Source organism: Alicyclobacillus macrosporangiidus CPP55 (assembly GCF_000702485.1).
Classification (GTDB): domain Bacteria; phylum Bacillota; class Bacilli; order Alicyclobacillales; family Alicyclobacillaceae; genus Alicyclobacillus_H; species Alicyclobacillus_H macrosporangiidus_B.
Window position 1 is genome coordinate 3957527 of sequence record NZ_JNIL01000001.1, and the last position, 23211, is coordinate 3980737.

Annotated in this window: 30 protein-coding genes and 2 pseudogenes; 27 read left to right on the forward strand and 5 right to left on the reverse strand. The window is 58.4% G+C overall.

Translation table 11 applies throughout. From position 1 onward, the window contains the following. Positions 1-2: 2 nt before the first annotated feature. Complete coding sequence (locus N687_RS23540; RefSeq protein WP_231493544.1) at positions 3-554, reverse strand: helix-turn-helix domain-containing protein; 552 nt, start codon at positions 552-554, stop codon at positions 3-5. A 137-nt stretch (positions 555-691) separates the two neighbouring features. On the opposite strand from N687_RS23540, the gene N687_RS21630 reads away from it, so the two are divergent. The 5 genes from N687_RS21630 to N687_RS0119685 all read left to right on the forward strand — a co-directional run bounded on the left by N687_RS21630 (position 692) and on the right by N687_RS0119685 (position 2190). Next, positions 692-931: a helix-turn-helix transcriptional regulator gene (locus tag N687_RS21630; RefSeq protein WP_331280149.1), complete on the forward strand. Its 240-nt coding sequence runs from the start codon at positions 692-694 to the stop codon at positions 929-931. Between the two features lie 8 nt (positions 932-939). Further along, entirely contained in the window at positions 940-1173 is a 234-nt protein-coding gene (locus N687_RS0119670; RefSeq protein ID WP_029423470.1) for a hypothetical protein, read from the forward strand. A gap of 55 nt (positions 1174-1228) precedes the next feature. Then, entirely contained in the window at positions 1229-1426 is a 198-nt protein-coding gene (locus tag N687_RS0119675) for a helix-turn-helix domain-containing protein (RefSeq protein WP_029423471.1), read from the forward strand. A gap of 50 nt (positions 1427-1476) precedes the next feature. Next, positions 1477-1785: a hypothetical protein gene (locus N687_RS0119680; protein ID WP_029423472.1), complete on the forward strand. Its 309-nt coding sequence runs from the start codon at positions 1477-1479 to the stop codon at positions 1783-1785. 162 nt (positions 1786-1947) lie between these two features. Then, on the forward strand, positions 1948-2190 hold the full coding sequence (locus tag N687_RS0119685; protein WP_029423473.1) for a helix-turn-helix domain-containing protein: 243 nt from the start codon (positions 1948-1950) through the stop codon (positions 2188-2190). A 2-nt stretch (positions 2191-2192) separates the two neighbouring features. Here N687_RS0119685 and N687_RS21635 read toward each other — a convergent pair whose 3' ends face one another. Further along, the gene (locus tag N687_RS21635) at positions 2193-2426 is read right to left on the reverse strand and encodes a helix-turn-helix domain-containing protein (RefSeq protein WP_035462539.1); all 234 of its coding nucleotides are present in this window, start codon (positions 2424-2426) and stop codon (positions 2193-2195) included. 99 nt (positions 2427-2525) lie between these two features. Here N687_RS21635 and N687_RS21640 point away from each other — a divergent pair, with 99 nt between their 5' ends. Then, a complete protein-coding gene (locus N687_RS21640; protein ID WP_035462541.1) occupies positions 2526-2738 on the forward strand; it encodes a helix-turn-helix domain-containing protein in 213 nt (70 codons plus the stop codon). A gap of 103 nt (positions 2739-2841) precedes the next feature. Here N687_RS21640 and N687_RS0119700 read toward each other — a convergent pair whose 3' ends face one another. Together N687_RS0119700 and N687_RS0119705 are read right to left on the reverse strand one after the other, a co-directional pair. Then, on the reverse strand, positions 2842-3156 hold the full coding sequence (locus N687_RS0119700) for a hypothetical protein (RefSeq protein WP_029423475.1): 315 nt from the start codon (positions 3154-3156) through the stop codon (positions 2842-2844). Positions 3157-3158: 2 nt separating this feature from the next. After that, positions 3159-3479 (reverse strand): helix-turn-helix domain-containing protein, encoded by a 321-nt coding sequence (locus tag N687_RS0119705; protein WP_051663489.1) that lies wholly within the window; start codon positions 3477-3479, stop codon positions 3159-3161. A 144-nt stretch (positions 3480-3623) separates the two neighbouring features. Here N687_RS0119705 and N687_RS0119710 point away from each other — a divergent pair, with 144 nt between their 5' ends. The 18 genes from N687_RS0119710 (at position 3624) to N687_RS0119810 (ending at position 18700) form a co-directional block, all read left to right on the forward strand. Beyond that, complete coding sequence (locus tag N687_RS0119710; protein ID WP_419670145.1) at positions 3624-3842, forward strand: helix-turn-helix domain-containing protein; 219 nt, start codon at positions 3624-3626, stop codon at positions 3840-3842. A 224-nt stretch (positions 3843-4066) separates the two neighbouring features. After that, positions 4067-4996: a RecB family exonuclease gene (locus N687_RS0119720; protein ID WP_029423478.1), complete on the forward strand. Its 930-nt coding sequence runs from the start codon at positions 4067-4069 to the stop codon at positions 4994-4996. A gap of 114 nt (positions 4997-5110) precedes the next feature. Next, on the forward strand, positions 5111-5917 hold the full coding sequence (locus tag N687_RS0119730; protein ID WP_051663490.1) for a hypothetical protein: 807 nt from the start codon (positions 5111-5113) through the stop codon (positions 5915-5917). A gap of 73 nt (positions 5918-5990) precedes the next feature. Further along, on the forward strand, positions 5991-6470 hold the full coding sequence (locus N687_RS0119735) for a DUF669 domain-containing protein (RefSeq protein ID WP_029423480.1): 480 nt from the start codon (positions 5991-5993) through the stop codon (positions 6468-6470). 30 nt (positions 6471-6500) lie between these two features. Next, positions 6501-6800 carry a hypothetical protein gene (locus N687_RS0119740; protein WP_029423481.1) on the forward strand — a complete coding sequence of 100 codons (300 nt, stop codon included), beginning with the start codon at positions 6501-6503 and terminating at the stop codon, positions 6798-6800. A gap of 714 nt (positions 6801-7514) precedes the next feature. Next, entirely contained in the window at positions 7515-10490 is a 2976-nt protein-coding gene (locus N687_RS0119745) for a DNA primase family protein (RefSeq protein ID WP_029423482.1), read from the forward strand. A gap of 31 nt (positions 10491-10521) precedes the next feature. After that, positions 10522-12378: a DEAD/DEAH box helicase gene (locus tag N687_RS0119750; RefSeq protein ID WP_051663491.1), complete on the forward strand. Its 1857-nt coding sequence runs from the start codon at positions 10522-10524 to the stop codon at positions 12376-12378. A gap of 43 nt (positions 12379-12421) precedes the next feature. Next, positions 12422-12679 (forward strand): hypothetical protein, encoded by a 258-nt coding sequence (locus tag N687_RS0119755; protein WP_029423484.1) that lies wholly within the window; start codon positions 12422-12424, stop codon positions 12677-12679. Continuing rightward, the gene (locus N687_RS0119760) at positions 12666-12878 is read left to right on the forward strand and encodes a hypothetical protein (protein ID WP_029423485.1); all 213 of its coding nucleotides are present in this window, start codon (positions 12666-12668) and stop codon (positions 12876-12878) included. Before N687_RS0119755 ends, N687_RS0119760 begins: the two co-directional genes overlap by 14 nt. Before the next feature lie 423 nt (positions 12879-13301). Beyond that, positions 13302-13799: a RusA family crossover junction endodeoxyribonuclease gene (locus N687_RS25230; protein WP_081841595.1), complete on the forward strand. Its 498-nt coding sequence runs from the start codon at positions 13302-13304 to the stop codon at positions 13797-13799. Then, entirely contained in the window at positions 13781-14314 is a 534-nt protein-coding gene (locus tag N687_RS0119775; protein ID WP_231493546.1) for an AAA family ATPase, read from the forward strand. The genes N687_RS25230 and N687_RS0119775 overlap by 19 nt, the downstream gene beginning before the upstream one ends. Before the next feature lie 46 nt (positions 14315-14360). Continuing rightward, positions 14361-14576: a hypothetical protein gene (locus N687_RS0119780; RefSeq protein WP_029423488.1), complete on the forward strand. Its 216-nt coding sequence runs from the start codon at positions 14361-14363 to the stop codon at positions 14574-14576. An 11-nt stretch (positions 14577-14587) separates the two neighbouring features. After that, positions 14588-14773: a hypothetical protein gene (locus N687_RS0119785; RefSeq protein ID WP_156040234.1), complete on the forward strand. Its 186-nt coding sequence runs from the start codon at positions 14588-14590 to the stop codon at positions 14771-14773. 79 nt (positions 14774-14852) lie between these two features. Then, a complete protein-coding gene (locus N687_RS0119790) occupies positions 14853-15998 on the forward strand; it encodes a hypothetical protein (protein ID WP_029423490.1) in 1146 nt (381 codons plus the stop codon). Positions 15999-16061: 63 nt separating this feature from the next. Beyond that, complete coding sequence (locus tag N687_RS0119795; RefSeq protein WP_029423491.1) at positions 16062-16580, forward strand: sigma factor-like helix-turn-helix DNA-binding protein; 519 nt, start codon at positions 16062-16064, stop codon at positions 16578-16580. 4 nt (positions 16581-16584) lie between these two features. Next, positions 16585-16953, forward strand: coding sequence for a hypothetical protein (locus tag N687_RS0119800; RefSeq protein WP_029423492.1), 369 nt, complete (start codon positions 16585-16587; stop codon positions 16951-16953). Further along, positions 16937-17692 (forward strand): hypothetical protein, encoded by a 756-nt coding sequence (locus N687_RS0119805; RefSeq protein ID WP_156040235.1) that lies wholly within the window; start codon positions 16937-16939, stop codon positions 17690-17692. Before N687_RS0119800 ends, N687_RS0119805 begins: the two co-directional genes overlap by 17 nt. Positions 17693-17881: 189 nt before the next feature. Beyond that, on the forward strand, positions 17882-18700 hold the full coding sequence (locus N687_RS0119810; protein ID WP_231493645.1) for a tyrosine-type recombinase/integrase: 819 nt from the start codon (positions 17882-17884) through the stop codon (positions 18698-18700). A 141-nt stretch (positions 18701-18841) separates the two neighbouring features. On the opposite strand, the pseudogene N687_RS23545 reads toward N687_RS0119810, so the two are convergent. Beyond that, positions 18842-18982 (reverse strand): annotated as a pseudogene (locus N687_RS23545) (transposase domain-containing protein); the annotation flags it as partial. 151 nt (positions 18983-19133) lie between these two features. On the opposite strand from N687_RS23545, the gene istA reads away from it, so the two are divergent. From istA to N687_RS21645, 3 genes and pseudogenes are all read left to right on the forward strand, one after another. Then, on the forward strand, positions 19134-20375 hold the full coding sequence (gene istA / locus N687_RS0119815) for an IS21 family transposase (RefSeq protein ID WP_029423495.1): 1242 nt from the start codon (positions 19134-19136) through the stop codon (positions 20373-20375). Beyond that, positions 20372-21157 (forward strand): IS21-like element helper ATPase IstB, encoded by a 786-nt coding sequence (gene istB, locus N687_RS0119820; protein ID WP_029423496.1) that lies wholly within the window; start codon positions 20372-20374, stop codon positions 21155-21157. Before istA ends, istB begins: the two co-directional genes overlap by 4 nt. 679 nt (positions 21158-21836) lie before the next feature. Beyond that, positions 21837-23178 (forward strand): annotated as a pseudogene (locus tag N687_RS21645) (transposase). Positions 23179-23211: the final 33 nt, after the last annotated feature.

The window sequence follows — 23211 nt, forward strand, 5'->3', positions numbered from 1 at the left end:
CGTTACCCGTTGTTCTTTTGCTTTGCGACTGTCTCGTCGTATTCGCGCAAGGTTCGTCGAATCACGTTTCGGATGTGCTCGGCAAAGCCTGGATCATCTATGCCATATTCACTTTCCAGGTGGGCGGCGATTTCTGTGATGTCTGCGTCCACGTCATCAGGCTCAAGCGCCGCAGATTCCTCCCTGTGCTTGTCCTCCTTGCTCTCCTGGGACTTCAGAAAATCAGCAAACTGAGTGACCTGCTGCTGTTTGTCCGGAGGAAGGCCTCGGACTGTTTCGAGCAACTTGCGTTCATCCGGCGACACATACTGCTCGTCTGGGATCTTTTCACCGGGTTCTTTGACATCAGAACGCCCCAATAGGTAGTCGATAGATACTCCAAATACATCTGCAATTTTTTGAAGCGTATCAGTGTCAGGCATACGGTTCCCGTTCTCATATCCAGAGACTGATACCTTCGTCACATTGATCCTACGTCCAAGTTCTTCTTGAGACCATTTTCTCTCGTTCCTGAGTTGCCGAAGGCGGTCGGGAAATGAGGCCAATTTAATCACCCCCCTCTTTTCAAAGTTCCTTCATCCATTATAGGTTAGCGTTGCGTTAACTAAAGGCTGGTTAGCTAAAAAGAAACACGCCACTTGACGTTAACCTAGAGTTAATTTATACTGTGGTTAACCGGAGGTTAACGGGGGTGAGAACCTTGGCGGGAAGACCGCGGACGAAGTTGCGCCAAATGCGTGAGGAACGCGGTCTCACGCTGCAACAGGTGGCGGATGCAGTTGGAATTTCAAAGCCGTATCTTTGGCAGATCGAGAACGGCAAAAGGGGTTTGTCGTATGCATTGGCGGTAAAGATTGCGTCTGTTTTCGGAACTAACCCAGACGAAGTTTTTTTGGCAGATGAGTTAACCAGAAAGGAACACACAGCCTGAGGAGGTGAATGGTCCGCGAGTATGTGGCGCGCAACGGATTCACCTACCAGCAAGGCTGGCGAGACTTCCGCATTGCGTTCAATATCGCGTATCGGACCAACATCACGCTGCTGATGGAACACCACAAGGCGAAGCACGGTGTGAAATCTCTCACGATGCCGGAGTATCTGGCGCACATCGGGCAACTCGAAGACACCCTCCGCGCAGCCGACAAGATGCTCAATGGTGGGTGCGCTGGATGATCTGAGCAGACCTGTTCCTTGGCAATTGAACACCCCGGAAAGGTGGTGATGGCAGTTGAACCGCCTGCTTACAGCGCAGGAGGTCTCGAAAATCCTTGGTTTCAAAGAACACGCCGTCTATCGCATGGCACGTGAAGGCATTCTTCCCGTGGTACACATCGGTCGGAGTATCCGCTTCGATCCCGAAAAGCTGAGAGCTTGGATCGACGGCGGAGGAAAAGCACTCCCTGGTGGATGGCGGAAGGAGGCATAAGGCGTTCGGCGCTTCACTTCTAAACTTTGCACCGAAAAGGAGTTGCCGACATGTCTTCAACTTATCTCGCCTGCGCCTACTGCGGCTGCCAAGAGACCGAGACCCGCCGCGAACGCCTTTCTGACTACGGTATGGGCGGCTACTACGAGGAGTACGCCGTGTGCGCGAACTGCGGCATGGAATGGGTCGAGGCTGAGTGGTGCAGTGAGTGCGGTCAGCGTCTCGACCACTGCGATTGCGACCGGTGCGACGAGTGCGGCGAACTGATCGACGACTGCTCCTGCGCCGACCGGTGCTCGGAGTGCCACGAATGGACGGAGGACTGCCGGTGCGAAAAGGCGCAACGCTGTTCGGCCTAGGCCGGACCCGCCGGGCGTTTGGGAGCGCGCCGCGGGGATGGAGCGGGTCACGAGCGGGGTACGGATGCTCTGACTACAAGGTACACGCAATCAGGGGTTTCTAGATAGATATAGGAATATTCCAGTCCCTACATAATTCGACATGGAGAAGGGGGGAGGCGCATGAACGACTTGGAGATCGGCCGCGCGTTGCGGGCGCTGCGTTTGGGGGCGGGCGTGACGCAGGAGTATGTGGCGTACTTGGCGGACACCACGCAGGCACAGATCGCCCGGATCGAGCTTGGTTCACGCGGGGCGACGCTGCGGATGCTGCGCGGCTACGCGCGGGCGGTCGGGGACCCGGAACCGGTGTTGAGGCTGTGCGAACTGGCCATCGCCGAGGACCGGGCGAAGAAGAGCGCGTGAGGCTACGAGGAAGAGCGTGGCGGAGGGGTCGGGTCATCGGTGCGACCGACGAGGTAGTCAAGGCTGACGTTGAAGAAGTCGGCGAGTTTGATGAGGCCATCAAAATCTGGCTTGCGTTCGCCGGTTTCGTACCGACGGAGATTGCGATACGTCACACCAAGAATCGCAGCAAGGTCCTTTTTGGACACACCGTTTGTCTCAATCAATTCACTCAACCGTTCGGCAAAGTTGGCCAAAACAATTCACTCCGATGGCTTGACATGACCTTTTAGGTCATATAAAGTAAAGACACCAACGTGACCAATAAGGTCACATATCAACAAGGCGGTGGTGATGTGAAGCAGCTAAACCAAGTCGCTCGAACTGCACGTGAAGCCAAAGGCTACACGCAAAAGCAAGTCGCGACGATGCTTGGGATCGCACTCCGTTCGTACCAACGGTTTGAATACGGCGAACGCAACCTGAGCATCGACAAGTTGTTTCGGCTAGCCGACATCCTGGATGTCAACGTGTACGAACTGGCCGGCCGAGATTCCAAGACCGCGTAAGGAGTGACACCCGTGACCACGGACGACGCGAAGATCGAACTGGCACAAATTTACCTGGCGGAAGCGAAGCGGCTGAGACGCTACGATCTGCCGGAAGCGGCGATTATGGTTCGGTCGTTGGAGGCCGCCTCTGAGATGCTGTTGGAAAACGTTCGGCGTCGCCAATCCAACGAGTTACAAACAAGCTCCAATCATCTCCTTTGATGATGAGCGCAGTTGGATCGTGCACGAGTTCTCCGTGAGCGATCTGAATGACACCACCATCGTAGACGATAAAGAAACCGCCGTCGTCGAGGACGGTGATGTGGTCAATGACGGTATCGAACATGTTGATGACCTGCCTGTCGTGCAGGACAAGCTGGCACCGGACGTCGCAGTGGAGGAACGTGGACAGATCGCGTTCGAGCGCCGCGGTCAAGGTCAGGACTCCTTTCGGGTAGGAGTGAAGGCTTCAATGAGCCTGAGTATCGCCTCTCGTTGTTCGGGAGAAAGACGGTTCACTTTGTCACACAGTCTGCGAACTTCAGGAGGCATTTCATCATGATGGTCTTCTGCAAAGAATTCGGAAAGGGTGATTCCGAACACAGAGCAAAGACGCTCCAACGTATCCAGCGACGGCTTGTTCTTACGGTTTAGGATGTCGCTCAGGCTTGCTTGGCCGACCCCAGCGGCCTTAGCGAGCTGGTTAGCCGTCATTCCCGCAGCTTCGCGGAGTTGGTTGATGCGGTCCGCAATGTCCAAGGTATCAACACCCATCGGATTTCCGATTGTCTTATCGAGCAGGCTAACACAACCACAGCAAGATTCAAGTGAAGTATTATCGGAAAACCGTTGACGCATGTTCGGATATTCGATACTATGAAATCAAGCAAGGAGGTGCACATGGTGATTCGGCTTCGCGAGTTTCGTAAAGCCAAAGGGTTGACGCAAGCGGATCTGTCCAAGCTGTCAGGCGTTCCGCAATCGGTAATCAGCGACATTGAGACAGGAACAGCCAAAAACCCAACAGTCACTGTGCTTGCGAAACTCGCCAAAGCGCTCGGGGTCACATTGGACGAATTGGTTGACATGGAGGAGGTGACGACGAATGCACGCGTCAGCTAAACAACTTGACGACGTTAACACTCTGATCGCCCGTCTCTGCGACGGAGACCGACACGATCCACAGGAGCGGAGCCGGTACACGATTCGCGATGTGGAGGAAATGGCGGAATCGACAAACAGCGAGGAACAAAAGAAGGTGTCTCTCTGAACGGAGACACAAAAGAGGTCCAAGAACAATGCCAGTATATCGCGGGTTTCGCGGTGCTGGCAAGGGGGAGAGCGGGATGGAGGCCCTGACGTACAGCAGAATCAGCATGCGCGCCCGTTGCCCGCAGCGTGAGCATTTCCACTACGATCTCTTGCTTCGCTCGAAGCAGGTGCAGTGGGCGCTGGACATCGGTTCCGCATTCCATCACGCCATGGAAATCTGGAACCGTGGCTGTTCGGAGGAAGAGGCCGTCACGGCGGCGTTGGCCCGACTGGATGAAGTGGCGGAGAGGATCGAGGACGAAGCGGAATTGGACAAGCTGCCCGTGCAGAAGATTCGCGCCGAGGTCATGGTCCGGCAGGCGGTTCGGCGGTTCCCGCGGTACGAGCCGGTCGTTGTGGAACATCAATTTGACCTGCCGATCAAAAATCCGTTGACTGGCCGCCCAAGCCGTACATTCCGTCTGGCGGGCAAGATCGACGGCGTGGTGCGGACACCGGACGGGAAGTATTGGTTGGTCGAGTACAAAAGCACCGGCCAGACATTGGAGCAGTTCAGGTTGCGGTACGGATTGGACGCGCAGATTTCCCTTTACACGTTGGCGGCGCGCGACGCATTAGGGATTGAGGTTGAGGGTGCGCTTATCAGGGTTCTGGTTAAAAGCCGCTCCGAGCCGCGCAAGGGTGAAAGTCTGGAGGACTTCAAGGCCCGGCTAACAGCTACATACGAGGCGGAAAGCGAGCGGTTTGTCGCAGAGGACTTGGTTGTTCGCACACCGGAGCAGTTGGAGCAGACACGGCGGGAATTGTGGGCTGAGGTGCAGAGCCGTCTGTTCGACCAGAGACTCGGCGTCATCCGGCGCAACCCGCAGGCGTGCACCGACTTTGGGGGCTGTCCGTTCCGGGCGATCTGCCTTGGACTTCCGGGCTGGGAGGACATGTACTACACGGCGGATACCCAGCACGACGAGTTGTCCGGGGACGGTCAGGAGGCGAAGACGGCGTGAAGACGACGGAGACCGTGACCGACACCGTGGAGGAGACGCCCTGGGGCTCCGGCGTGTTGATGCACTGCAAGACATCGACAAGGCACTGAAACAACTCGCGAAGGAGGATGCATGATGAGCAATCTGGTGCAGTACGACGCGGCGCTGTTGCAGAAATTGGGGCTGAGCGAGCAAGAGGCGCAGGAATTGGAGGCCAACGGAGTTTCGCTTCAGGAATATGCGGAGATGGTTGGCAGCGATCTGGACTCTGAGGCAGATCAGATCGACGCCCGGCCGGTTCGCTGGCAGATCGTCCACGCCGCTCGGGCGTTCACGAACGAGGCGACGGGTGAGGTACGACAGACGCTTCGGGGTGTGGTGCCATACTTCCACGTGACGCGTGCGCTGTTCCTTGGGGAAGGGCAGGACCGCCCGGATTGCAGCAGCATGGACGGAAAGTACGGCGTTTACTTCGACGTGGAACTGAATCGGGAACAGCGCCGGGAGTGCGCGACGTGCCCATTCAACAAGTACGGTTCTGATCCAAAAGGCGGAAAAGGCAAGGCGTGCAAGGAGATGCGCCGCCTATTCCTCTTGGAGGAGGGCAGCAACATGTCAAGCGTCGTAACCTTGCCGCCGACGTCGCTCAAAGTTTGGGATCGGTTCGTTTCCGGGTTGCTTTACAAGGGTACGCCGCTGGCTGCCGTTGAAGTCGAGCTTTCGCTGGAGGCAAAGCAGAACGGCGCGCAAACCTGGTCGGTTCTGAAATCGCCGCAGATCGTCCGGCGCTTGTCGCCTGTCGAGTACGTGAAAGTCCGGTCGGTGCGCGAGGAACTGGAGCAGGCTGCGCAGCGGTACACCGTCGGACTGGACGATTACATGCAAGGAGCGGGCGACGAAGCCTCCGTGACCGCGGACGAGGCATCACGTACATCGGCGTAATCATACGCACAGTACCATGCCGGGCTGTGCCTGAACAGCCCGGCCCTGTGCCCATCAAAGAGGGGGATAAATTATGGGCCAATGGAGCAATCGGCTGCGGCAGTACGACTCGGCGTACCAACAATCCGAGGCTGCCACAAACCATTTACCGGACGGGCGTTACAAGGTGGAGATCGAACGCGCGGAGATCCGCCCCAACACGTTCAGCGGCGATCTCGAACTGGTGCTGGACCTGGTGATTATCGACGGGGATTACGCCGACCGGCACATCTTTAAGCGTCACAACCTGGAGCAGGAGCAGCGGTTCCCGTTCCTCAAGGGCGACCTGGAGACCTGCGGATTGTCGCTGAACACGTTGTCCGAACTGGAGGACCGGTTGCACGAGCTTATCGGCGTCATGCTGGAGGTGTCACTGAGGACGGTGCAGAGCAAGCAAGATCCGTCGAAGGCGTACCAGAATTGCTATTTCGCTCGCCGATTGGAGCGTAACACCCCTGCGCCTGGAGTGGCGAACACTGCACCGCGTGCTGCGGACGACGTGTTTGTGGAGTGACAAACACTCCCTGCAAAGGGGATGAAATGGATGGCCGATTGGCACGCTGACCCGAGGCCGGACATCATCGCGGACCATGCGCTGTGGCAGACGTTACTTAGCCGAACAGACGATGCGGAAACTGGATGGTTGTTGCACGGGATGCGCGCCGCGGGGACGACCATCGTTCTGTGCGAGGATGGCGTGCCCAGGCTCAAGCCCCTCATCGACCCTGCGCGGGGTTTTGCGAGTGACGAGGCGTGGCAGGATTTCAAGCACCGGTATTTAGCGCTGGACACGAGGCGAATTGCACAGGCGCTGAATGTGCTGACTGAGCACGCCGGGATGTGAGCTTGAACCGAGACAAATCGACCAAGACACCGGTTCCTTGACAACTGAATACCAGTGTCTCGATTCCCTGGTCAGGGAGACCCCGGGTGTGGTCAGAGACTGGTCACGGATTGGTCAGGGAGAAAAAACCCGGGATCCCTTGTGCCACAAGGAAGGTCAGGGTGGTCATAGATACTTCTTATCTCCCCTATATATACGCGTGTCTCGAAACGATTCGAAACGGGACAACCCTTACATATGGAGATACGGGATCTATGTATGACCACCCTGACCACCCAGATTTTTTAAGACTTTTCGTCCGATCTTGGTATGACCAATCTATGACCACTCCCTGACCAAATCTATTTCTCTATGACCAGTGAATCGAGACAACGAAATAGATGATGGGTAATAAGTAAGAATATGGGTTATATCGAAACGGGACACTACACAAGGATTACCAGATAACGAAACGAGACACCACCTAACCGCCTACGTGGTTTCCATTTTATGAGGCATTTCGAAATGAGACACACACTAACGTTTGCATTCGATGGAATACGTTAGGAGGGTTTCGAAACGAGACATTCGCCCAAACCACGGATTCAGTTCCATTCACTGGAGAATAGCGAGACGGTTCTCTCCGATCAGAGGGATGACAGGAACATCCCGGTGCGAATATCCGGTGAGTGGTATACGAGCGGCGAGAGACGAAGGGACAGCGAGGTGAGCGACATGCCGCGTGGGTGCAAGTTGTGCGAATCAGAACTGCGCGCGGAGGCTGAGGCGAGGTTTGCCGCCAACGAGTCCGTGCGGGACATCGCGAATTGGCTGGCGGGAATCGGTGAACCCGTGAGCCGAAGCGCCGTACACCGGCACATGACGCAACACATCCTTTCGTCCGCGACGCCTGGAGAAACCGCTGACCTGGACCTTGAAACGATGCGTACGTTCCTGGCGGCCTGGTTCAGCAACGTGGAAGTGGGTCATATCGAGGTGCGACCGATCCCGAACCGGCGCGAGGACACTGCCGCGGCGAAAGAGGCTGTGGCGCATCGGAGGTCGTTCCCGGTGACGGACATTGACGAATTGGTTTCCTATGTGGCGCAAGGGTACAGATCCCCGGTGTTGCGGAACCGCGCTGGCTGGTACTACGGCGTGTGTCCTCGCAAGACAGAACTACGGCGCGTGGTGGACGCGGATGTCCGGGCGCGGTGGATTGGCGGCGGAAACGAGGACGTCGCAATTTATCCAGGCGCGTGGGCCGACATCGACGATCACGGTGACCACGACGCATTCCGGTTGGAACAGGCATCGGAGGCTCTTGGGATGCTGGCCGACATGGGCTATCCACCGACGTTCGTGGTTTGCTCCGGTGGCGGACGAGGACGGCACGTCTACTACCGGTTCACTGAGCCTGTGGATGCGGTAACGGGGCGGAGAGTCGTCAAGAAGCTGGCGCTGGTGCTCCAGTCAGACGCGAGTATTGCCGACCCGGCGCGTGTACTTAGGATTCCTGGGACGCTGCACACAAAGTCGGGCGTGGCGGTGCCGGTGTCAATCGAGCAGTCCCGGCCGGAGGCAGAGTACCTTGCGGACCAGTTTGAATCGGCGCTGGATTCCATGATCGCACGGATGGGGAGGACCAGTCGGGAGTTGGACCGGGACGACCCGGAGGAAGACCGCGGTGTGGTAAGTGAGGCATGGGAACCGGTGCCGCTGGAGGACGTGGAGCGGATCCTGCCGTGGATATGCGTTAGGTTCCAGAGGTATATCGATGAGCCGAACAGCGTGAGCGAACCCGTCTGGCACCACATGGCGGCCACACTCAAGTCGCTCAACCCGGATTCAACGCTGTTCCATCGCTGGAGCGAGGGCTACGACCTGGGGCCAGGGCGGCAGTACAACCGCAGGGAGGCAGAGCGCAAGTGGCGTCAAAACACGGGGGCGCCCATCAAGTGCGCGACGTTCGAGCGGGACGACCCCACCGGCGAGTGCCGGGGCTGTCCCTACTTCGCCAAAAAAACAAGCCCTGCCATGCTGGTGCGACAGCTCTATGGCAGGGAATTGGGACTGCGGCGTCCGTTTGGAGCGCCGGAGCGTTCTGAACGCCAACAGCCGGAAGCCTCTGTCTCAGCGGCTGACGAACAACCCGGTGACGCGGTGAAGCATGCTCCGCGTGCCGTTCAACTGGACTTTCGCCGTCGCGGTTTTCGCACGGACGTGGCCACGGCGTGGGCGTTCGTGAACCGGGATTTGTTCATCAGCGTGAACCCTGAGACCGGCAAAGAACGCTTCTTGGAATACGTCTTTGTGAACCGACTTTCCCAAGACTTCGGGGTTCACTTCATGTACGATACAATCTTCGGTTTCAACGGAAAATATTATACACCCGTTGAAGACAAAGTGGGAGAGTTTGTCTATCGCGCATTGAATGTGGTCAACCCGGAGTGGGCGCGAATCGTGATGGTCAACAAGATTATCGAGGGTCTTCGGACGCACGCAAAAGGGGACAGTAACACCAGGGAAGAGGACGTGTATGAAGAGTGGGACTCGACGCCGCACATCGTGTTTCAAAATGGCGTGCTCGATCTCACGGAACTGCCCCGGTTGCGTCTGGCAGACCACGACCCGAAGTTCAAGTGCACCTGGATGGTCAACTGTGATTGGAACCCCTCGGCACGCTCGGCGGACGTGGACGAATACCTGCTTACGACGCTACCGAACGATGTGACACGGCAGGCGCTGTTGGAGTACCTGGGTTACTCGTTGTGCCGGTTCGACACTTCGCAACAGCGGTACGCATTTCTGTACGGCGGCGGGCGCAACGGCAAGGGCGTGATGATTCGAGTGCTGTCGAAACTCTTTTCCGGGGCGTATGCCACGGTGTCTTTGCAGGATTTGTCAAAGAACCGGTTTTCCGCATACCGGCTGATTGGCGCGGCAGTGAACCTGGTGGGTGACATGAGCGGTGAGAGGTTGGAGGACACGGAACTTATCAAGAAACTCACAGGCAACGATGTCCTGACGGGTGAGCGGAAATTCAAAGACGCCTTTAACTTCAGGCCGCGCGTGAAATTGTGGTACGCGCTCAACGAGTTGCCTGGAACTCCGGACCCGAGCTACGGGTTCTTCCGGCGACCGCTCGTGTTTCCCTACAGCCAACGGTTTGAGGAAAGGTATGACCCGTCCTGGGAAGCGCGCTTAATGACTCCCGAGGCGTTGTCGTATTGGGCGTGGCTGGGGATCCAGGCGTATGTGGCAATGCAGATGCGGGACGGGCGGCTGTGTGAGTCGGAGGAGATGCGGGAGGCGCTGGCGGAGTACCGCCGGGCCAACGACATCATCCAGATGGCGATTGAGGACGAAATCATCGAATTTGGCGAGGAGTATCAGGTTCCGCGTGAACTGTTGCACTTGGCGTTTGAGACCTACGCCAAGGACCTGGGGCGCAAGTCTCCTGGTGCCGCGAAGCTGATGGAGCGACTGCGCAACGCCTCACCGGTGCCGATAGTAGGCCAGCGTGTCCGAGTCGGGGGCGAGCGGGTGAACGTTTGGCGTGGCGTTCGGTTGGGACCGGGAGGCCGACAACTTCGGATCAAACGAGAGACGGTGGACCCGGAGACGCGGCGGATCGTGTACGCGACGCTGCCTGTCACCGAAGCCTACGAACAAATTCGAGGGGGACGCAAAGGAGGGGCCAGTGCATGACGGTGCTGCGCATGAACGGAGGTGGTGAGAGATGAAAACACTGGTTTCGTCCGGCAAACAACGTTTCCGTCTTCGCGACTACCAACAAGCCGCGGTCAAGGCCGTCCACGAGTACGGCAAGCCGCGCCCTGTGCTTGTGGCGGCGACGGGGGCGGGAAAGACGGTGATCGCCTCCAAAATCGCCGTGGACCGCCTGCAGCGCGGGCCGGTGCTGTTCCTCGCGCACCGGGACGAGCTGCTGGACCAGACGCTGGAGAAGTTCGCGGCCGTGTTCGACTCCTTCGGCGAGGCGGGTCGGCGGGTGACGGTGGGGCGGATTCAGGCGGAGGCGGACGACGTTGCGGCGGACTTCGCGGTGGCGTCGGTGCAGACGATCTCGCAGCCGGTACGCTTGTCCCGCTGGATGGCCGCCCACGACACGACCCCGACGCTCATCACCGACGAATGCCACCACGCCAGGGCCGCGTCGTACATGCGGGTGTACGAGGCGCTGGGGTTCCTTGGCGACGGGGTGCGCGAAGGGACGCTACACCTCGGGCTGACGGCGACGCCGTACCGAGCGGACGGCGCGGGACTGCGGAAAGTGTTCGACGGTGTGGCGTACGCCATTGGCGTGACTCGGCTCATCGAGGAAGGGTATCTTGTACCGCCGAAAGCCATGCAACTCGCCATTGTGGAGGGGCTGGAAGAGGCGCGGTCGGGAGGGGACTGGACGGACACCGAATTGAGCGGTCTTGTCAATACGCCTTCGGTCAACGAACGGATCGTGGAGGCGTGGAAGGAGCACGTGCAGGACCGGCTCACCATCGCGTTCTGCGTGTCGGTGGAGCACGCCGAGGCTCTGGCGGTGGCGTTTGAGGCGGCAGGGGTGAAGGCGGCGACGGTAACCGGGGCGATGCCGAAGGACGAGCGCCGGGCGACGCTGGATGCGTTCTCTCGGGGCGAGGTCCGGGTGGTGTGCAATTACGGGGTGTTGACGGAAGGGTTCGACAGACCGGAAGTGTCATGCCTCATCATGGCCCGGCCGACGACGAGCCACGGGCTGTATACCCAGATGGTCGGGCGGGGCTTGCGTCTAGCGCCTCATGTCGGAAAGACGGACTGCTTGGTGCTGGACGTTGTAGGCGTCACGGAACTGCACCGCTTGATGACGGTGGACCGGCTGCTGACCGGGGCGGATGAAGCCGCGCCGGGGGCTGGGCTGGAGGGGCCGGTCGGAATCGGAGGTGGCGGTTCGTCGAAGGTTGTCCCACCGACCAGGTTTCGTTGGCTTCAGGTTCGCGACAGTGTGTGGCTGGCGCGGGACTTCGCCGGGCGGTTCGTGCGCGTGGAGCGGCTTCCTGGGGACGTGTGGCAGGTGGCTGCGGGAAGCTGGGCGTCGGCCAGGGAGAACGCGCGCAGGGCGGACAGCGGCCTCGAACCGGTACCGGCGGGCGTGGACGTGGTGTACCAGGGTGCGAACGCGGAGATGGCCTGGGGATACGCCGCGACCTATGCACGGGTGCATTTGCAGCGGCGCGCGGTGGAGGAAGGCGCGTTGTGGATGGACCTGCCTCCGACGGAGAAACAGGTCGAGGCGTTGATGCGTCGGGGTCTGTTGCCACCCACGACGCGCTGGGAGGCGATGGCGATGTTGACGCTGCCGACCCCACGGCAGATGTCGGTGCTGCGCCGAATGTTCGCCGAGATGCGCCTGCAGGATGCGCTGCTGCCGGACACGATGGACGAGGCGGCGGTACTGCTGGACGAGGCGGCGCGGCTCCGGCGCGGGGACCGGGCTGCGTTTCTGGGGAGTTACGCCAGGGCTCTGCCGCACAGGGTGAAGCTGTTCGCGGCAGGGGCTTCCGCAGCGAGAGACACCGCCGATGCCGTACAATCCGCTGTTTGATAGAAGGGCGGTATCCCTGGAAAGCACGGGTGGGGGGAGAGAAATGGCGAAGGGCACGAGGGCGACGGCGACACGCCGCAGGTCGCTGGACATTCCAGATCGACCGAAAATGCCTGACGTTTGTTGGGTGAAGTTCCCGGCCGTGAAAACCGCGGGCAGTATGCGTGTCACGTTTGAAAGTCTGGCAGCGCAATTGGCCCACCAACCTTCGACGCGAGAAGTTCGTGAGGTGCTGTTGGACGACGGAATCATCCGTGTCGAGTTGGACAAGGAGGCGGGATCGAAGCATGAAGCGGTTTGATGGGTTCAAAGTGGACAAGCGCGGCGCCCGGTGCAGGCTGTGCGGTGTGACCCTGACGGAGGACAACGGTTGGCGCTGGAGCGAGTTGTGCAGGGACTGCGCGGCGGAGTACGCGGAGCCTGAGAATGTTTGGGCGTACGGGAATCGTTTGCAGGATGGCAGCAGAACAGGGGAGGGTGAGTCTCATTCGGTAGCTTAAACAAGCCGCGTACCAGGCAGGATGCGCCAGACGCCGTTGGGACCATGTCTCCCCAGGTACCCGGAATGCGGGAAGTCGTGAGCGAGTACCTTGGCTGTGGCGGTAAGTTCTGCGCGCAATGCAAACATGTGTGGAGGTGGTCACGGATGGAGAAGTCGACGAACGCGAACTTGATCCGGCCGATTGAGGCGCCAGTGCGACCCGGTGACCGCGTGCGCTGGACGAGCCAGGCGCAAGGGACGTGGCGGGACAAGCGCGGCGAGGTAGTCGCCGTGATTCCGAAGGGAGTGTCAGCATCCGGTATCTGCCATCCGGCAAGCCGAACAAGGATTGGCGGCCCATGTTCACCACGGACGTGGCGAAAATCGACCGGGTGTTGGTCAGGGTACCTCGGGTCCGGAAGAGAGACGGTCAAGTGTTGGGATGGGATTACTATTGCCCCCGGTTGAGTCAGGTTCAAATCGTAGAGACCAGGAAGTGAGGAGTGTGAACCTGCGAACGGATCCGGGTGTTGGAGACTTCGGCCGTCGTCTGGTCCTTCCACTTCCGCCCACACTCAATCATGCCTATCGGAACTTTGTGCACCCTTCTGGCAGGAGGATGCGGGTGCTCACCCGTGAGGCGGAACGGTTTCGTGAAGAGGCCGCGTGGTTGGCGAAGGCTTGGGCGATTAAAACTGGATGGGCCATGCCGCCGCCCCGAACCAAGGTGTATCTGCGGCTCTGGTACTTCTGGCCGGACTGGCGTCGGGCGGACGCGAACAACAGGGATAAGGTGTTGCTCGACGCGCTGGAAGGTGTGCTGTACCCGGATGACCGCTGGGTGTTGGTTTGGGAGATGGACTTCGATGTCGACCGGGAGCGGCCCAGGGTGGAGATTGAGGTATCGGTGGGTGATGCGCCGTGCGCCATGTCTTCCTGATCGGCCCGATGGGCGCGGGCAAGACGACCGTTGCCCGGTGCCTGTGCGAGCGGCATGGTTACACGCGGTATGCCCTCGCCACGCCGGTAGATGCGGTGGTCGACATCGCGGTGCCGTGGCTGAAAGGAGCAGGTAAGGCGGTACGGCGTCCGTACCTGCAGAAGGTCGGGCGGTTTCTGCGGGAGTTTCAGCCGAACCCGCTGTTGTTCGCGGCGGAGGAGCGGCTGCGGACAGTGGCAAGACCGCTGGTTATCGACGATGGCCGAACGCTGGAAGAAGCGGTCTGGGCGCATCAGCAAGGATTTGTGGTCATTGTGCTGACTGCGGCCAGGGATGTGCGCGAGCGGCGGGTGCTGGCGCGAGACGGAGAGTTGCCGGATGAACGGACCTTCGAGGATGAGACCGAGCAGGCATGGCGGGACGCGCGGGGTGTGGTCATTGATACGACGGAGATGTCTGAACAGCAGATGTGCGAGGCGGTTTGGGAGGCGGTGTCGTGGGAGTGCGGGACATAGGATTCACGGCTAAGGTCATCGGTTCACGCGTGGGGGAGCTGGTGATATGCCTCGACTATTGAACGACCCCTTTGTACTGGCGATGCTCGGTTATCCCGTACACGTGCTGCCGGAACACTGGACCATGGACGCATTGGCGTGGCTGGGGTTCGTTCTCACCGGCATCATTTGTACTCTTGGTGTTGGGGCTGAATTGGTGGAAGAATTTCCTGAGCTTTATCAGGAGCCGCACGATCAATCCGACGGACCAACAAAGGAGTAGCCATGGTTGCGATGATCACGGCGACAGCGTTGGCGGTTCTGGGATTTGCAACCATCCATGCGTTGGGACGACACGTATTTTCGATGGATTCAGCCAAATCTCCTGGGAATCCATATGTGTTCGCGGCAGCCGTGTACGCCGCGATGTGGTTGATGCTGATGACGTTGCTTTGGTTGTTGTGGGGGACGTGGTTTTGAGAATACAAAGCTGTGGACAACTCTGTGGACAAATTGTGCATAACTCGACACCGGTTGTGGATAGAAAGGGGTGCGACGAATGAGGCTGACGTTGAAACGAACGGCGCTGTTGCGGGCATTGAACACCGCTGTTGGCGTCATGCAGTCGAGGACAGCGGGCGGCAAGATTGTGGGCATGAAGGTTACGGCGGATGGTGTGGTCTTGTCGGCGCAAGACCCTGGCGCCTGGATTGTGGTTCGGATGCCGAAGGACGCGGTATTGCAAGGTGATACGGGAGCCGTAGATTTGCCAGGGAGAGCGTTGCTGGAGTGGGTCCGCGCCTCGGAAGAAGAGTTGGTTGATGTGGCGAAGGACCAGGGCCGGGTGGTGGTTCGCATGGGGAAGTCAACCGCCTCTTTTCCCTATCGGCCTGTGCACGAGATTCCGGACGTGGACCGGAATTCGTATGGCGCCGGGGTGCGTGTCGCTGCGTCAGATCTCAAACGGGGGTTACGGGCGGTGGTGTCCGCTGCGGCGAAACCGCAAGTCCCGGTTTTGTCGGGCGTACATCTTCGCGTTGCAGAGGATGGAATGACGCTTCTGGCGAGCGACAAGACACGGGCGGCCCGCGTGGTGATTCCATGTGAAGGGATGCTCACCGAAGCAGAGGTTACGCTCCCCGTCACCGCAGTGTCGATGCTGATTCGCACGCTGGTGGCCGAAGAAGGGCCTGTCGACGTGGAGGTTGGCTCTCGGGGCGTCCTCATCCAGACGGAGGAGTGGACATGTTTTGTACACGGCGTCCAGGTCCGGTACCCGGTGGAGAACGTGACCAGGGCGTTGGATGTCGCTCGGTCGGCGGTGGCCGATGTGGATGCAAGACGTTTTTCTGCGGTGCTGTCCCGGATGGTGGCTATCGCCTCGCGTGACCTGTCGGCGGTGGAGATCGAGTTGGGGAATCCTGTTCGACTGACGTCGAAGACCGACATCATACGGGGGGAGGAGGTCATTGAGCCCGTTCGGTTTGAAGGGGCGCCGGTACGCATGGGACTGAATGTGTTGTACCTGCGCGATGTGGTGCAAGCCAAAGGTTCTGAGACCCTGCGGTTTTGGGTTTCGAATGAAGGCGTCGCTGGAGTGACGACGGATTGGGCCGAGTATGTCATGGCCCCGATGGTGACCCGGTGGCCAAGGAAAGTTTCACATGCGGTGATGCAGGCCTGCGAGCTTGCGGGAGCGGTCTGATGCACCGGCAATTGAATTATGGGATTTGCCATGCGGTTCACCACAGAGTGGAGGTGATACGGAATGGGGCGTCGTGACTTGGAAGATCTCATCGCCCAGTACGAAGCGACGCTGCAGCAGTTGAAGGCGGCGCGCAACCAGTTTGAGCGACTGGCTCGCACAGACCCGAGCCTGGAGCGGGACGCGCGGCTGTGCGAGAGCATGGTGCGGACGGTGGACTACGCCATCTGTCAAATGGAGGGATGCACACGGATCACCCACCGCGAGATTCTGGTAGGGGACGTGAAGGACTTGGACAGGCTTGCGGCACGCAGTCAGATGCTGTGGGAGACTGAGGCGGAGGACGAGCGGCAAGAAGAGGACGATGACATGCCGGTTGCGTGGAACAGCGTTTTGACGAAGCGGGAGGCGGCCTGCCTGTTCGCGTATGAACGTGGGATGAGTTTCAGCGCGATCGCGGAGGCGCTTGGCATTACGCGCGCGTCGGTGCAGAGCTACGTTGAGCGCGCCAGGGCGAAGCTAGACAAGCTGGAGTGGGTGCAGTTGGCCTTGTGGGACGACAGTCCGGCGTTGGGGGCGTGAGAAGATGGATACGAACAGGCTGGAGACTCGACAGGTTGAGCGCGAGCGGGAGGCGGTGGTCAGACTCTACGCGAAGCTCGGCGTGTTGGCTGAGGTATGGCTTGCGACCCGGCATGCGAACAGCGCGAGCCGCCAGCGTTGGCTGCGGGCGCTGTATGAGGACGTGTTGGATGCAGCATACGAGGTGGCTTTGGTGTTTCGATACGACGAGCCGGTGTTAAATGACGGTGCCGCTGTCAGTCATGACCCGTGGGTCTTATGGGAGCGGCTGCTCGGGTACGATTGGCCGAACACGGAGGATGAGTTTGCGGAGGGGATGCGGGACTTGGTTGCTCTTGGCAGGGTGCTCGGGGTTCATGGGGCAGCGGCATGATGTGATACGCCGCAATGGGATGGCTTCCGATTTAGGGAAATGCAGTAGTTTAGATGATTATGTCAACTTGTGTCGAACCCCCAGTAAAAAAAGGGGGTTGCGGCGTTTTGTGGGATGTTCGGACGACTATTCTGACCGACGTTTTTCGATGCTCTTTTCCATGACATCGTCCATCGTGCTTTCCAAACGGGAGGTTAAGCGCATGGAGTACAGTTCGGTCACAAAGACTCAATTCGAACATTTCATCAAGCCGAGTTACGACATTGTCAGTCCTTTGATTAGCCCGTACAGCGTGTCTGGACTCATCATCTGGGATGAGAAGATGTACGTGTTGAAGCGGGAAGAAGTTCTTACGAAACTGAAACAGTTGGTGGATGCCAACCAGGATGTGGTTGGAAGCCTTACATATGAACAGATACGGTTATTGGACTTGTCTACATCAGACGGAGACAAGGAGTTCCGCAGGCTGTGTGCGACGTTTGTGAAATCTTATTTGGATTACAGGGCTGCTTTTGACGAGATGGATAGGAGGATGAGAGGAATCAGTCGACTTCGTTACGCGATGGAACGGATACATCTCCCGAAGGGACACGGGTTGTCTACCACGGCGCTCTTCAAACGGAGTGTTCTCCTTATCGCAGAAGCCTTGGAACCGATATTGAGACGATTTGTATTGGCCATGATGGGTGTGGTTGGTGCATTGATGGTATGGGTCTTGGTTCAATCTGCTGCCCATTAACCAGCGGATGGATGGCGTTAAATTCCGGCGTAAAAAAAGCATTTCACGTCACATTGGCCGAACGTGCATGCCGTTGAACCCTTGTTACACCGTCGTACGCTCACCAGAAAATGGAACCGTAATGGCCCGAAATTGTGTCGTTAAAATCTCATGACGCTCACTTCATCGAGGAGTGGTGCCGGGGTGGACATGCGGACGTTCGTCAACGAGCACATGGCGGGTAAAAGTGATAGATCGAAGCAAATGTATGTGTACTGGCTGAGTCGGTTCGGGGACTGGTTGGATGGTGCCGGCGGGGACATGGCGCGATTGACGCGGGTGGATGTTCAGCAGTTCATCGACTGGATGACGGCGCACAAGAAGTCCCCGAGCACCGTATCCGTGGCGGTGTCGGCCATCCGGGCATTTGCTCGTTGGACGGGACAGGAGCATGCAATTCTCAACCTGAGAACGGCTCCTGTCCCGAAGGTGACGGAGGTGGCGCCCAAAGCAATGGAGCGCAACGAACGGAATCGCCTGCTTCGGGAAGTGGAGCGGGACGGGAACCTGCGCGACATCGCGATGGTGTACGTGTTGTTGTACTGTGGGCTGCGGGTGTCGGAGTTGTGTAATCTCGACCGGGACGATGTGGTGATCGGGGAACGAACCGGACGCGTGATTGTCCGGCAAGGGAAGCGTGGCAAGGCCCGGTCGGTGCCGCTCCCGGCGGAGGCTCGGCACCATCTGTCGAGGTATTTGGCGACACGTGTAGACACAGATCAAGCCCTCTTCCTCTCGAATTACGGCCGGAGGATTTCTATACGGCAAGTTCAGAGGATAATGGCGAAGTACGGGACCCACCCACATGTTCTGAGGCACACGTTCTGCCGGACGCTGGTGGCAAGCGGTGTGGACCTTGCGGCCGTGGCGGAGTTGGCCGGGCATGCGGACGTCAACATGACCCGGCGCTACGCGAAGCCCACGCAGGAGGAGTTGGAGAAGGCGATTGAGGAGGCATTTTCAGTGTAAGGGCTTGAACACTAGTTTGCCACTAAATGTGGTACTATGTATGCGCCGTGGGACAGTCGTACACAACAAGCAACCCCGCGAGAGGGCAGGTTGCGTACTATGCTCTTTTGTCATACATAGGTTTTCCGGCAGGCGGTCTGACTACGGGAGCAGTTCACCCAATGCCTCCTGGTCATCAGCTTGGATGTTCGGTAGTCGTTCGAACAGGTATTCCAGGTATAGATATCGGTCCAGACCGTTCTCCTTCGCTGTTTCCATGAGGCTGTATGCGATAGCACTCGCCCTTTGTCAACATCGGATGTAAAATCCCCAATAGCAGCGGATAGCGATTCCCCAAAATCACCGGCATGATTTCCCCAAAATCATCGGGATGAATTCCCCACCCCTTTGTCGAATTATGGCACCTGCCATCACGTCTGTGGAGGTGCCAGTCATGAGGGAGAGTGAGAAGATGGAAATCAAGAAGTTGTATGAGGAGGGCGTCAGCATCTCGGAACTGGCCAGAAGATTCGGCCACGACCGCAAAACCATCCGAAAGGCTGTGAGTGAACCCGTGCAGCAGGAGGAGGGCGTGGTGAGGTCGCGTGGCCGGAGGGTGAAAGGCCACAAGCTGGAGCCATACAAGGCCTATGTGGAGCAACGCATGCGTATCGGTGTGCTCAATGCGGAGCGAATCTTTCGCGAGATCCGGGAGCAGGGATATACCGGTGGCATCACCGTCCTGCGTGAGTTCATGCACCCTCTCCGCCCGGTTGTCTCCGCCAAGGCAACCGTGCGGTTTGAGACGGCTCCAGGGGAACAAGCGCAAATCGACCTAGGCGCATTCCCCTACCTGGACCCGCAGGGCCATCGGCGAAAGGTATGGTGCTTTGCCATGGTACTCGCCTACTCCCGCATGCTCTACCTGGAGTTTATCAAAGCACCGGACCAACTGCACATTCTCCAAGCGCTCCGTAACGCACTCGAGTTCTTCGGCGGGGTCCCAAAGGTCATTCTCAGCGACAACTGCTCCCCGCTCGTCGTGGCCAACGACGGTCATGGGCACGTGGACTGGCAGCTGGCGTACATGGACTTCGCCAAATACTACGGATTCGTACCCAAGGCTTGCAAGCCCTACCGAAGCCGCACAAAGGGGAAGATTGAACGGCCCATCGGGTATATCCGGTCCAGCTTCTGGCCGGTATCGTTCGTGGACCATGACGACCTGAACCGGCAAGGCGCCATCTGGCGGGATACGGTGGCCAATGTTCGCATCCACGGCACAACGCGGGAGCAGCCGGTGGTGCGGTTTCAGGCCGAAAAGCTGCAGCCCCTGCCGGAGAGCCGGTACACGCTGGTGTACGCCGATATGCGCAAGGTCACGAGCGATTGCCGCATCTCGTGGAACACGAACATGTACACCGTTCCGTGGCGGTATGTGGGACATACCGTTCTGGTCAGGGAGTTTGAGTCAGGCAGCCTGCAAATCGAGTACGGCGGGCAAGTCATCGCCGAACACCGTGTCCTCTCTGGCAGTCACCAAGTCTCAACCAACCCTGAGCACTTCAAGGGCATCCCGACTGGGACCTCCTATCCGGACCGAGGCAAGGTACCAGGAGTGCAAATCGGGCCAGAGGTTGAACAACGGGAGCTGTCCGTCTATGAGCAAATTGCAACGGGAGGTCAGGTGCAATGAGTGAGGCGCTGGTTCTGGCTAAGGCTGAGGAGCAGTTGCTGGAGCTGGGATTAAAGCGAGCCGCGGCGGTGTTGCCGGCGTGTGTGGAGTGGGCAGCGGGTCACCAGGCGACTTATGCCGAGTTCCTGCACAGGCTGCTGGAAGCTGAGCAGGAGGAGCGATACAGCCGTTACATGCACGCCAGACTCCGTATGGCCAACTTCCCGTATCACAAGACCCTTGCGGACTTCGACTTCTCGTTCCAGCCGTCCATCGATGAGCGTCAGATACGGGAACTGGCCAGCCTAACGTTCATCCAGGAGGGCAGCAACGTCATCTTCCTGGGACCGCCGGGGGTGGGTAAGACTCACCTTGCGGTGGCCCTGGGGATGGAGGCGATTCGACAGCGCATGAGCGTGTACTTCGTGACCATGCAGCGGCTGGTAACCGACTTGCGACGGGCGTACCAAGAGGGGCGACTGGACAAGCGCCTGCGTATCTACACCCAGCCGAAGCTGCTGATCTGCGACGAAGTGGGCTACTTGCCCCTCGATGCCCTGGACGCCGCGAATTTCTTCCGGCTCGTGTCGGAGCGCTACGAGCACGGGTCGCTGATCATCACGTCCAACACCAGCTTCACCAACTGGGGGACACTCTTCGGTGACCAGGTGCTGGCCTCGGCGTTACTTGACCGGCTCCTACATCACGCCACCACCATCAACATCCGGGGCAATAGTTACCGAATGAAGGATAAGCTGCGCGCCGGGGTGACACACGCGCTGAAGGAAGAGGTGACCGCGTAGACCGAACATATGTCCGGGGAATCATGCGCGATGATTTTGGGGAACTGAATCCGCTATTTTTGGGGAATCGAGCGCGATTTTTTTGGGGAGTTTTAATCCGCTATTGACACCCTTGCGCCACGCGCGGCGTGCGCACCATGGCGACGGCGTAACCATTGCAACTGTACCGTCCTTGTCGTCCACTACGTCACAAGTCAAATGCCCGCCCCTGTGGCTCGCGGCGTGAGCGTGCAAAGAAGCAAAATGAGTTTTGCTGCATACAGAACAGTGATTTGGTGGAGGATGCCCACATCCGGTGGGTCTTGGCGGACTAGGAGTGGCAACGGGGGGTGGCCGGGTAGCCGGCTGCTTCTCTACATTCTGAATGATTGACGGTACGGTGGTCACAGAGGTGGCGGAATGGGCGATACCATTCTCACGCCGGTGAGAAATTCACCGCCAAAGAGTGTGAGCGGCTACATCAAGAGTGTGGTCAAACTTGTGCTCTACTCTGAACCGAAAAGTGGATGAACGAACTGTCGCGTTTCGGTTAAACTCAAGTTTCGCACCCCGGAATCGACTGTGATCCGTTGATTTTACAAGGTGGTTGGGCAATGTAAAAGTAAAAACACCCTCGTTTTTCTGGTAGACTAAGGTCGCCCAACCAAGTAGCCTACTGGAAAGCGAGGATGTTTCCTACATGGTACGTGATAGCCAGCATCAAGATCAACTCCAATCTATGGTCTCCAGGTTCTTCAAGGAATTCCACATTGGGAGACTGCTCCGTCAATCCAATATCACCAAGCAGGCTGGGATCACTGTACTCCAACTATTCCAACTTCTGTTTACTCTCGTGTTTCATCAGCGGAGTCTCAAGCGGGTGCTGGAGCAACCGTCCACAGACCCGGTAGGCAAGGACACGGTTTATCGGTTCTTGAATTCGCCTCGGCACAACTGGCGCAGGTTTCTGCTACTGCTGAGCGCTGAGGTAGTGCGGCGTTTCGGACGTTTGACGTCCGAAGAGCGGGCAGACGTCTTCATCATCGATGACTCTCTGTTCAACCGTAGTCGCAGTAAGAAGGTGGAGCTGCTGGCCAGGGTGTATGACCACGTCTCGCACAAGTTTGTTCGAGGGTTCCGCATGCTGACGCTGGGGTGGTCCGATGGCAACTCATTTGTGCCTTTGTGTTTCTCACTGCTCAGTTCCGAGAATGAGCGGAATCGTCTGTGTCCCATCAACGACTCCGTCGACAAGCGCACATGCGGTTACAAACGTCGACAGGAGGCCATGTGTAAGGCTACCGACGTTGTTTTCCAGCTACTCGGTCAAGCTCAGGCGATGGGGATTTCAGCAAAGTACCTGTTGTTCGACAGTTGGTTCGCCTACCCATCGACCATCATCCGGGCACTCGGTCATTCGTTGCACGTGATATGCATGCTCAAAGGCATGCCCAATGTTCGGTACGGCTACGAAGGCCAGCGGCTGACGCTGTCCCAGTTGTACCGCTCCATCCGTAAGCGCAGAGGCAGGGCCAAGGTTTTGGCCTCCGTCACTGTGGAGCTGGGCCATGACGAAAACGACCAGCCAGTACAAGCCAAGATCGTGTTCGTTCGAGATCGGAATCGCTCCCGTCAGTGGTTGGCCCTGCTGTCCACAAACACCCAGCTCAGCGACGAGGAGATTATCCGTATCTATGGGAAGCGGTGGGAGATCGAGACATTCTTCAAGGTCAGCAAATCGTACCTGAGATTGGCCAAAGAACTGCAGGGGCGCACGTACGACCAGATGTTCGCCCACACAGCCATCGTGTTCACTCGATACATCATGCTGTCGATGGCCTCCAGAGAGAACCAGGATCTCAGGACCATTGGTGCCCTAGCTGGATGACATCCGATTTGTCGACGCTCTGCGCCTGCTCCTGGATCTACTCAGGGCAGCCCTACAGGCGGTGCTATCCGACGGCAGCGTCGTTACAGAGGACGTTATACAGCAGTTTATTGACCGTTTGCCCAGGCCTATCAAGGAAAAGTTAGCTGCCTAAGGGTGCGAAACTTGAGTTAAATATGTAGGTGAG

Excerpts from the sequence above, each read along its gene's own strand:
- N687_RS0119670 (WP_029423470.1), top strand. The coding sequence starts at position 940 with ATGGTCCGCGAGTATGTGGCGCGCAACGGATTCACCTACCAGCAAGGC.
- N687_RS0119800 (WP_029423492.1), top strand. The coding sequence starts at position 16,585 with ATGGATACGAACAGGCTGGAGACTCGACAGGTTGAGCGCGAGCGGGAG.
- N687_RS0119755 (WP_029423484.1), top strand. The coding sequence starts at position 12,422 with ATGGCGAAGGGCACGAGGGCGACGGCGACACGCCGCAGGTCGCTGGAC.
- N687_RS0119740 (WP_029423481.1), top strand. The coding sequence starts at position 6,501 with ATGGCCGATTGGCACGCTGACCCGAGGCCGGACATCATCGCGGACCAT.
- N687_RS0119760 (WP_029423485.1), top strand. The coding sequence starts at position 12,666 with ATGAAGCGGTTTGATGGGTTCAAAGTGGACAAGCGCGGCGCCCGGTGC.
- N687_RS0119805 (WP_156040235.1), top strand. The coding sequence starts at position 16,937 with ATGGGGCAGCGGCATGATGTGATACGCCGCAATGGGATGGCTTCCGAT.
- N687_RS0119745 (WP_029423482.1), top strand. The coding sequence starts at position 7,515 with ATGCCGCGTGGGTGCAAGTTGTGCGAATCAGAACTGCGCGCGGAGGCT.
- N687_RS25230 (WP_081841595.1), top strand. The coding sequence starts at position 13,302 with ATGGGATTACTATTGCCCCCGGTTGAGTCAGGTTCAAATCGTAGAGAC.
- N687_RS0119750 (WP_051663491.1), top strand. The coding sequence starts at position 10,522 with ATGAAAACACTGGTTTCGTCCGGCAAACAACGTTTCCGTCTTCGCGAC.
- istA (WP_029423495.1), top strand. The coding sequence starts at position 19,134 with ATGAGGGAGAGTGAGAAGATGGAAATCAAGAAGTTGTATGAGGAGGGC.
- N687_RS0119720 (WP_029423478.1), top strand. The coding sequence starts at position 4,067 with ATGGAGGCCCTGACGTACAGCAGAATCAGCATGCGCGCCCGTTGCCCG.
- istB (WP_029423496.1), top strand. The coding sequence starts at position 20,372 with ATGAGTGAGGCGCTGGTTCTGGCTAAGGCTGAGGAGCAGTTGCTGGAG.
- N687_RS0119780 (WP_029423488.1), top strand. The coding sequence starts at position 14,361 with ATGCCTCGACTATTGAACGACCCCTTTGTACTGGCGATGCTCGGTTAT.
- N687_RS0119810 (WP_231493645.1), top strand. The coding sequence starts at position 17,882 with ATGCGGACGTTCGTCAACGAGCACATGGCGGGTAAAAGTGATAGATCG.
- N687_RS0119735 (WP_029423480.1), top strand. The coding sequence starts at position 5,991 with ATGGGCCAATGGAGCAATCGGCTGCGGCAGTACGACTCGGCGTACCAA.
- N687_RS0119785 (WP_156040234.1), top strand. The coding sequence starts at position 14,588 with ATGATCACGGCGACAGCGTTGGCGGTTCTGGGATTTGCAACCATCCAT.
- N687_RS0119730 (WP_051663490.1), top strand. The coding sequence starts at position 5,111 with ATGAGCAATCTGGTGCAGTACGACGCGGCGCTGTTGCAGAAATTGGGG.
- N687_RS0119795 (WP_029423491.1), top strand. The coding sequence starts at position 16,062 with ATGGGGCGTCGTGACTTGGAAGATCTCATCGCCCAGTACGAAGCGACG.
- N687_RS0119790 (WP_029423490.1), top strand. The coding sequence starts at position 14,853 with ATGAGGCTGACGTTGAAACGAACGGCGCTGTTGCGGGCATTGAACACC.
- N687_RS0119685 (WP_029423473.1), top strand. The coding sequence starts at position 1,948 with ATGAACGACTTGGAGATCGGCCGCGCGTTGCGGGCGCTGCGTTTGGGG.
- N687_RS0119680 (WP_029423472.1), top strand. The coding sequence starts at position 1,477 with ATGTCTTCAACTTATCTCGCCTGCGCCTACTGCGGCTGCCAAGAGACC.